We start from the raw sequence: 8,860 nt of genomic DNA on the forward strand, positions 1-8,860 counted from the left end.
TCCGGGGGAAGTGTTGACGCTCTTGTAGCAGATGCCGGGGGTCTGCCCCCGGCATCTTTCCTTGGACAACGACGCGAATCTGCCATACTTCCCGACAAACTTATGAGACCCGAGGAGGTCGCCAGTGCCGCCATCTTCCTTGTCTCAGAGAAGACGAGCTTGCTCACATGGATAATCTTGTTTGATGCTCTCCTCACAGTTTAGACAAAGAGTCCTGTTTCCCGCTCTTCTTCCACTCCTGGTTCTTGCGGGGGTGCGGTCATTCTACCTTGGCTCCGGTTTCAATCTTGTCGCCGGAGCCCTGATCGTAACCTCCGTTGGACTCTACATGAGACAGTTGAATAGCCACTGGGGCAAAGGCAGAGATGTCACCGTCGAGATGCGCAGATTCAAGTACCTGGTCTGGCTGCTGCTGCCGCTCTTCCTCCTGAGCATTCTCTTCCGCGCCCCGAGCGTCTCCAGCATTCCTCATCTGGCGCTCATCTGGATTTCTCTCGCGATGGCGGCTGTCTCCTTGTTCATTCTGTTTGCACTCCTTCTTCAGATGTTGAGGCTCTCCCCGGATTTGGGTTCAAACCGCCTGAAGTCGGTCGTGGGACTTTTCTTCGTCTTGTTGATGCTCTGGTTCAACTGGCCGGTGGCGCTGGAATTCATTGCTTATTTCCTGCTCGGCGCCTGGATTTTCACGTTTGAGAAATGCGGCCGGATTTCCACCAGGGAAAAGGTGAAGCTGACTTTCTTGTGCATCCTCGGCATCTTCCTGACTGCGGCAATCAGCTTCGAAGCACCCGCTGTCTTTGAAGTCGGAGCCCGTGGAAGCGCAGTTGCTGCACGCTCTGCAACCGAGACACTCGAACTCCTCTCCGCGCTTCTACCGCACGTATTTCACAGCTCGAGGCTCTTTTTCCTTGCCATGTTCATCCTTCTTCCCGGCAAGGTCGTCACGCGGCCTGCCGCGAACTGGTTCAAGTATTCACTGAGAATCCGGACAAAGCTCCTGCTTTCGTACGTTCTCTCCAGCATCATTCCGGGTCTGCTTCTCATTCTTATATTTTCATTTGGGGTTTTGTTTCTGATGGGAGGGTACTGGCAGAGGTTTGTTTCGCAGCTTATCGCCTCCCGTGCAAGCACAATGCAGATGCTTCTGCCCAAGACTCCTCCTCCCTGGCTGGCGGAAACACAAGGCCGTTTTCTCTCAGACATAGACGCGGGAAGAATCAGCGCAGTCCTTCTCAACACGTCAGCGGGTCACGGGCCAGGCACTATACAGTTTGCAGGAATGCATCTGCCCGGGTCCTTGAAGGCAGACTCAATGCTCGTCCGGTTGGGCGAAGAGAATTTCAAGGGGCTGATCACCGTAAACGACTCGCTTCTTTATCTGAGCAGTTGGGCGAAGCGGGGCAATTACGTAATCGGCCTTCTTCGCCAGTTCACCTCGTCCGACCTGACTGAGATGAAATCCCAGTGCGGAACGGATGTTTCCGTAGTCTCCGGGCTGAACGTGGAGATTACCCCTGCCGCCCGGGGCGGTACCACGCTCAATGTACCGACCGGAAAATCCAGGATACAAATGTCAACGCGAGGGCCGGGGCAGAGACGGACTCTTCTTGATCTACCGATGAGCTTTCCGATCATGAGTGAAGGGATCAATTGGAGCGACGGGCGGAAAGCGGAAAGGACTCATTCGGTATTCACTGTTGAAACGACTTTCAGATCTGTTGTAAGGAGTTTCGCTTCAACCGAGCAGATCGTAAATCGGGTTTATCTCATTGCATTCGCAGCTGTGGCCGGCTTCTTCGGAGTGATTCTGGTTCTGGTGGCTCTCGTCGGTTTCGGACTGGCTGGCGGCATCACAAGGTACGTCAGTGTCCTCCAGCGGGGCACTCAACAGCTGCGTGGCGGTGACCTTAGCGTGACGATAGACGTGGAGTCACGTGACGAGCTGGGTGAGCTGGCAGAATCTTTCAATCTGATGGTGGCCGACCTGAATCGCATGGTTGTCGAGGTGAAGGAAAAAGAACGGCTCGAGGCAGAGCTTGAGTCGGCCAGGGCAATCCAGATGAGACTCCTGCCCGAGCAAGTACCGCAAGTTCCGGGTTTTGAGATAGCTTCTGCGTTCCTGCCTGCAACGCAGGTCGGAGGCGACTATTATGATTTCATTTCGCTTCCCGAGGGACGGTTGGGCTTGGCTGTGGGCGATGTGTCTGGAAAGGGGATGCCGGCAGCGCTCCTGATGGCAAACTTGCAGGCGTCTCTACACGCCCTTATCGAATCAACTCTCTCTCCCCGCGAGCTCGTGTCCAGGCTTAACAGAGCCCTTTATTTGAATACGGCCTCTCATATGTTTGCGACGTTCTTCTACGGCATGCTCGATGTTTCTCAAGGAAAGCTGAGTTATGTCAATGCAGGGCACAATTTCCCCATCCTGTGTGGAAAGGGGAGATTGGGTCATCTCTCTGAGGGCGGTGCGCTTCTGGGTGTTTTCCCGGATAGCAAATATCATGAGGGGCAGGTTCTGCTTGAGCCCGGCGAGATAGTCACTCTCTACTCGGACGGGGTGACCGAAGCAAGAGACTCTGGTGACAAGGAGTTTGGCGAGGAACGCCTAATGCAGCTCATCCGGAGCAATGCCGGGGAGAGGGCCAACGCAATCTTGAAGTTGGTACTGAAAGAAATTGAAGAGTTCTGCGGCATACCCCAGGACGATGTCACTCTCGTTGTGGTGAAACGGATCTGATATTTCTTTACACCGGGCTGAGCTCCGGGGCACTCAGGACTTCCCCCAGATTCTTAATGGCATCCTCGTAGTCAGGCGGAGTAGCAATCTCCGGCACGATCTGGATGTATCGTATGATGTCATTCTTGTCCACGATGAGCACCGCTCTTGGAAGGAGATTCAATTCCTTTATCTGGAGGCCATAGTTCTTGCCGAACGAAGAGAATCTGTAGTCTGAATGAACCAAAATGCTTTTGATAGTGATATCATTCCTCCAATTCGAACAAATCCTTGCCAACCCCGCATTCCGGGCATACCCAATCGTCCGGCAACTCCTGAAAGGATGTGCCCGCGGCAATTCCGTTTTCAGGGTCGCCGAGTTCGGGATCATAGATGTACCCGCATACTGTGCAGCGATACTTCTCCATGGTTCTGTCCTTTCTTTATTCGCCACGGTACACCAGCGTCTTCGGTCCGATTGTAAGTTGCCGCAACTCTCATCCGTCAAGAGCGAATTCGGGGACATCACTTAATTCGGGAACCTGGGGACATAACACTTATCTGTTGGCAGGTCTCCTATTCTGGGGACACAACGCTTATCGGGCCGTATTCCGCACAGATCCGACAGGGCGTCCGGGGACGTTCCCGATTTCTGTCTCCCAGGCAACGTGAGCGATCTTTCCAATACAAAGTCGAAATCTCCAGTTTCACTCTAGGAAAGGGCTAAGAATTTTGTTGCATCGCTCGCTGTTCTGTTGTAGTTTTTCTCATACGAGGGCTAATGCCCGTTCCAGCCGAAATAAGACCTTTGCGCATCCATTAGTCCCAATCTCTAGGTTCGTGCCCCATTAGATCAAGTATTGTGACGCGCATGAGTTCGAGAGAAACTAAGAAACATCGCCGTGGTCTGGCGTTCATAATGAATTCTTTTGTCTTGTTGTTATTAGTTCAAGTATGAGGTGATTGATGCACAGCATTGGGTTTGAGTGCGAAGTTGTGACGCCCATGTTCCTCGGCGGAGCAGATCACGAGGCAGAATTGCGCGCGCCTTCCATCAAAGCAGCGATGAGATGGTGGTTCCGGGCGATGATGGGGGGAGGCTTGTTCGACAAGCTGGGAAAAGGAAAAAATTCGTTTCTGAGTGGGGTTCGAGAGGCCGAGTCAAAGACATTTGGAAGCACTGATGCCGTAAGTCCTTTCCGGCTTTCGATCGTCGATAGTGGGTTATCCAAGGACGATTGCAAGCGATGGTGTTACAGAATCGACGAACCCGCTGAAAGAGGCTTATGTTACTTAGGATATGGATTGTCCGACCGCAACTTTGTCATTCCTGGGAAGAAGTTTACCCTCGAAGTCACGCTTCGGACGACTGACTCACAGAAGGAGAATTGGATTCTCGGGTCATTATGGATGCTTGCGAACTTTGGGACCTTAGGTGCCCGGTCCTCCCGCGGGTTTGGCTGCTTTCAAATTAGTTGCGCGAACGACGATCTGGGAGAACGATTTCCCAAAGTCACATCAATTGCTGATCTCAAGGAAGGATTCAAGCGAACGAGGAGACTATTCTCTTTGCCGGAATCGTCTTCAAACGACGATTTGCCGCCGTTTTCAATAGTGCATCCTAGAGCTTGGAGATGCCTCGTTCTAAACGAGCCCAAAGGGAATCCACTACCTGCACTCAATAGTGCGGGAATAGCTCTGAGAAAATTCAGAGAGGCCCCCGACCCATCGAATGAGTTCGAGAGGAAAATACCAACAAAATCTGGCAACATCCGAGTTATCCGAGGGCAGCACTCCCGGGAATATAAGAATGTTGTGAACTTTGGGATCAGTAGAGGACTACTTCTACCAGAAACATCCATCTTTGGGCTTCCTCATCCATTTCAACTTTCGTCCCCCGGGAAGAAGGTAACGATGAAGAAGGTTACGATAGTGTCGGAAACACGGCAGCGGCGTAAGTCGCCGCTTTTCATTCACGTTTACAAGTGGAAACAGACATACGTGAGTTACCAAGCTTTCAAGGCAGAGTTCGTGGATGGGAAGATTAAGTTCTATGATCCAAAGGTTCCAAACCAGGCTGAGACCGTTGGCGGAACATTGCCCTTCAACGAACTGGATTCGTTCATTGGGCAAAACTCGGCTAATGCGGAGCTGCTATGGGAGTAGAAAACAAGGGTGCTAGCTGTCTTCTCGTCTGCGAAATCGGTCCGATAGCCGATTTCATTCGCCACAGTCGAAAGACGAAAGACTATTGGTCAGCATCATTTCTATTTTCCTATCTGATGTCGGAGGTCGCACGGGCAATTCTCAATGAAGGCGGAAAGATATATCGACCGGACGTGAGCAAGAATCCTCTTGTGACTCGACGGGCAAAAGCAAAAGCTGGCACCGTACCCGATCAGATTTTTGCGATCGTCAGAAATGAATCAAAAGACAAGGTGAAACAGGCAATCGAGAAAGCAATGCACGATGCTCTCGAAGACTTGGCGACGCGCATCGATAGAATCAAGGAGGACAGGAGGAAGTCCAACGGGAACATAGACAGAGAAGAAGTCCGCGACTACATCAATTTCTCTTATATATTCCACGGGCATGTCGGTGAATTTCCAACGTATGGCCAAAACCAGGAAGCCGAGAAGAAGATCAAAATGCGGTCGTTCATTCGGGTGTTCGACCAGAGGCCAGGTGGCGAACTGAAGAAGTGGGAAAAATGCAATCTCTGCGGCGACAGGAAAGCTGTCTTCTCAACCCCGGTGAGCAAGGATGGAGATCTATACGACGATGAGCGCATTTGCAGCGTGTGTCTCTTCAAACGATTCTTGCCTGAGGCTCTCAAAGATTTGGCAGAAACGCCTTCCTTTGATTCAACATCTGACATAGCGGCGGTCCCCTTTCACGAGCTCCGCATAAGGCTTAGCAGTTCATTCCTTTCTCTTCCTGAGATAGCGAAGTTGGCATCGGAATATGACGCCCTCCAAAGGGCGTGTAAAGAAACGGGAGAGGAATGGGGGGGTGGGCCGGGTGAAATCTGCGGCCGCTGCCTGTTCGATGACGGGCTCGATCAAGTCAAACCATTTCGTGAGGCCTTCAAGAAACTTGAGGATCGAATGGTCGAGGTCGAAGGGAGCTATTCTCCATTTGTATGGCTTACGCGTCCATTTTACTCCATCGTCTACATGGATGGGGACAATCTGCGCAGAATCTTCGAAAACAACTCAGACGAGTTTCCCAAATATGTGCCTGCGGTGTCCGGGATACTATCGCATTTTGCTTCTTTGGTTCCCGATGTTGTTCACCGACATCATGGGCAGCTCATCTACGTTGGCGGAGACGACGTGAATTTCGTGATTCATCCGGAGTATCTGCTCGAATGCATCGCTGAATTGACCTCGACGTACAATCGTCTATTTGCCGAGAATGGTTTGACGAAGGGGTACGCCGCCAGTCTCACGCTCTCTGCCGGGGCGGTGGTGTGTTACCACAAGTATCCGCTTTCAGAGACCATTCGAAGGGCATGCCAAGTGATGACAGACCGGGCGAAGAGTCAAACAAACAAGAACGCCACTGCGATTCAGCTTATCAAAGGTCATACGGAAACGCTGACATTTACACTCTCTAACCACAAGCTGCCCGATCTACTCGAACTCCTTCAGAAATTCATTGACCGTCGAATTTCACGTACCACTCCGCATCGCATTGCTGCGGAGAAAGAGCTGCTGGTGGGGCTTATTCGAACAGATGAGGTTGTATTCGAGAGCTACATTGCATCTATCCTCAGCGGGACGAGGGATTCTGATCGAAGAAACGGAGACGCGGAAAGGAATGCGAAGTTGATTTCGTCGTTTGCCACGGGTGGGACAGACGAGGAAAAGGTGGACACAATGATCGACTGTCTTCTTTACGCGCGATTTCTGACAGGAGACCGATAGGATGCCTGAGTACATTGCAGAGCCGTATGATGTGCTCTATTTCAGGGGCAACAAATCGTTCCATTTCGGCGCGTGGTATTCAGAAGGAATATTCCCGCCGGTGCCGTCAACCTTCCAAGGGTTTGTGAGATCGAAATTGCTTCTTGACGCTGGCAAGATTGATGCTTCAGGGCAAGCGACCGCCGATGCCAGCGCGCTCGTTGGAAACGACGGTACGATGGGAATCGATGTTTCAGGCCCATTTCTTTGTGACACAGAGACCAGAGAACTCTACTTCAAGAGGCCTGCAGATGTGATGAAAGAAAGGAAAGAGGACACGTCATACAGTTCTGTCCTGCGTGACGCCAAGGATGCCGAGCCAGTTGACAGTGACCTTGACTTCGGCATAGTGACCATTTCAGTCTCGAACGAGAAACTGGAGCCTCCAGAGTTCATAAGCCTGAGTGAACTGGCTCGGTACAGAACGGAGTTGACAAACCTAAGCTTGGCTGCGAAGGATTTGGTCTTCACGGAAGACCGGGTAGGCATCGGATTGAAATGGGCCAAAGACACAGCAAAGAGAAGGTCTGTCGAACCGGGAAGGTTCTATGTAACGCCGTACAAGAGACTCAATGAGAAGATCGCCTTGTGGTTTTGCGTATCCGGTGAAGGCAAAGCCGTGCCTGAAAACGGAGCGCTTAAGCTGGGGAGCGAATCTCATCTTGTGTTCATTAAGGGGCAAACAGCGAGTGATGAAAGCTTGATCGAGCAGACTCTTGAGAAGTCACGTGACAACCTGGTGGAAAAGATCCAAGAAACGAAGACGTTCAGGCTGCTTCTTCTGCAGCCTGGTGTGTTTGAACAGGGGTGGTTCCCTCTCAAGTACACGAGCGAAAACGGACGAATAGTTGCGACTGAGCCTGGGGCGAATGTGAAGCTCCAACTTCTCTCCGCTTGTGTCGGAGCGCCAATCACAATAAGCGGGTACAGCTATGTGAGCAACAGAGGGACGACCCGTCAAGACAACGTTAAACTCAAGCCCTCTGTCAGGGCGGTCCCAGCGGGCTCAGTTTATCTATTCAAGATTCTCGAAGATGCAACAAGCGAAACCATTGAAGGACTTGTGAAGGCGCTGGACAACCAGAAGTACCCGCAGAAGATCTCGAATGAGCCCTACTCCTACTCAAGGATGGGCTTTAACCACGTAATTTTGGCGTGCGGACCTGCATTGACAAACACCAAGCCGTTATCGCGAAAGGAGTATTGAGATGCCGTCAGGCGGATGCTTGTTTACATTCTACACACTCACGTCGCTTCATGCGGGGGCGGGTGAGTCAACTGCTGCTGTTGACCTTGCGATTCAAAGGGAGAAACACACGGAATATCCCGTGGTTTATTCCTCAAGCATGAAAGGGAGCTTGCGGTGGCACTTTCAGTGCAAAGGACACGCGAACATTGACCAGATCTTTGGGAGTAAGGATGAAAAAGATGGCTCTGGCCAAGTTGTTTTCACCGATGCCAAGATTCTTTTCTTCCCGGTCAGATCATCTGAGGGCGTATTCAAGTGGGTCACATGTCCGTTTGTTCTTAATCGCCTATTTGACAGAGATCTCCTCTTTCTCGGAAATGGCGCTGACCACGTGGAGTTTTCAGGACCTCCCGATGCCACGGGGATAGGATTTGGAGGCGGTCCGGAGACAACGCTGCTGCTGGAAGATTTCCCAATTAAAGTTGGGAATAACTCAACCAAATATGCCACGCTCAAGTCTTATCTGAAGAAGCTTCTCGAAGAATTCGTCGACGAGAATACAATCTGGGAGAGGCTCATTATCGTCTCCAACAATGTATTCAAGACTCTTGTTACCTCATCAACGCAGGTGATTGCACGTAATGAAATCGACTACGCAACGAAAACCAGCAAGAACCTTTGGTACGAAGAGGTCGTGCCTGCTGATGCCGTTTTCTACACGATCATGACACCAACGTACAGAGACAACGGTGTGATTGCAGACCTGGCGGAGCACACAAGCACTCAGATCATGCAGATTGGCGGCAATGAAACCATTGGCTATGGGTTTGTGAGGATGAGCGCGAATCTCGCTGGTCAGATCCTTGGAGCATTGTCAGCGGCAGAAACAATCGCAGAATCTTCGACGCCTTAGGCAAGAAGCCCGAAGGAGGGGTCAAGTCTTTTTTCTCCTGTAAAATTGGTCAGGTATAGCCTCCTCCCGGTGAA

7 protein-coding genes are annotated in these 8,860 nt (G+C 51.4%); 5 read left to right on the top strand and 2 right to left on the bottom strand.

All coding sequences use genetic code 11. The annotated features are described in order from the left end of the window. Window positions 1-184 precede the first annotated feature (184 nt). Window positions 185-2,737 (top strand): SpoIIE family protein phosphatase, encoded by a 2,553-nt coding sequence (locus QME66_06635; protein MDI6808639.1) that lies wholly within the window; start codon window positions 185-187, stop codon window positions 2,735-2,737. Between the two features lie 7 nt (window positions 2,738-2,744). Here QME66_06635 and QME66_06640 read toward each other — a convergent pair whose 3' ends face one another. Together QME66_06640 and QME66_06645 are read right to left on the bottom strand one after the other, a co-directional pair. After that, window positions 2,745-3,014, bottom strand: coding sequence for a hypothetical protein (locus QME66_06640; protein MDI6808640.1), 270 nt, complete (start codon window positions 3,012-3,014; stop codon window positions 2,745-2,747). Beyond that, on the bottom strand, window positions 2,983-3,144 hold the full coding sequence (locus QME66_06645) for a rubredoxin (GenBank protein MDI6808641.1): 162 nt from the start codon (window positions 3,142-3,144) through the stop codon (window positions 2,983-2,985). The genes QME66_06640 and QME66_06645 overlap by 32 nt, the downstream gene beginning before the upstream one ends. A gap of 538 nt (window positions 3,145-3,682) precedes the next feature. On the opposite strand from QME66_06645, the gene cmr1 reads away from it, so the two are divergent. The 4 genes from cmr1 to cmr4 are packed head-to-tail and all read left to right on the top strand — an operon-like array spanning window position 3,683 to window position 8,786. Next, window positions 3,683-4,882, top strand: coding sequence for a type III-B CRISPR module RAMP protein Cmr1 (gene cmr1, locus QME66_06650; protein MDI6808642.1), 1,200 nt, complete (start codon window positions 3,683-3,685; stop codon window positions 4,880-4,882). Continuing rightward, window positions 4,873-6,645: a type III-B CRISPR-associated protein Cas10/Cmr2 gene (gene cas10 / locus QME66_06655; GenBank protein MDI6808643.1), complete on the top strand. Its 1,773-nt coding sequence runs from the start codon at window positions 4,873-4,875 to the stop codon at window positions 6,643-6,645. Before cmr1 ends, cas10 begins: the two co-directional genes overlap by 10 nt. A gap of 1 nt (window position 6,646) precedes the next feature. Then, window positions 6,647-7,891 carry a type III-B CRISPR module-associated Cmr3 family protein gene (locus QME66_06660; GenBank protein ID MDI6808644.1) on the top strand — a complete coding sequence of 415 codons (1,245 nt, stop codon included), beginning with the start codon at window positions 6,647-6,649 and terminating at the stop codon, window positions 7,889-7,891. Between the two features lies 1 nt (window position 7,892). Beyond that, complete coding sequence (gene cmr4, locus QME66_06665; protein MDI6808645.1) at window positions 7,893-8,786, top strand: type III-B CRISPR module RAMP protein Cmr4; 894 nt, start codon at window positions 7,893-7,895, stop codon at window positions 8,784-8,786. Window positions 8,787-8,860: the final 74 nt, after the last annotated feature.

It is taken from the genome of Candidatus Eisenbacteria bacterium, from assembly GCA_030017955.1.
Taxonomy (GTDB): domain Bacteria; phylum Eisenbacteria; class RBG-16-71-46; order JASEGR01; family JASEGR01; genus JASEGR01.

Excerpts from the sequence above, each read along its gene's own strand:
- QME66_06660 (MDI6808644.1), top strand. The coding sequence starts at position 6,647 with ATGCCTGAGTACATTGCAGAGCCGTATGATGTGCTCTATTTCAGGGGC.
- QME66_06635 (MDI6808639.1), top strand. The coding sequence starts at position 185 with ATGCTCTCCTCACAGTTTAGACAAAGAGTCCTGTTTCCCGCTCTTCTT.
- cmr4 (MDI6808645.1), top strand. The coding sequence starts at position 7,893 with ATGCCGTCAGGCGGATGCTTGTTTACATTCTACACACTCACGTCGCTT.
- cmr1 (MDI6808642.1), top strand. The coding sequence starts at position 3,683 with ATGCACAGCATTGGGTTTGAGTGCGAAGTTGTGACGCCCATGTTCCTC.
- cas10 (MDI6808643.1), top strand. The coding sequence starts at position 4,873 with ATGGGAGTAGAAAACAAGGGTGCTAGCTGTCTTCTCGTCTGCGAAATC.
- QME66_06645 (MDI6808641.1), bottom strand. The coding sequence starts at position 3,144 with ATGGAGAAGTATCGCTGCACAGTATGCGGGTACATCTATGATCCCGAA.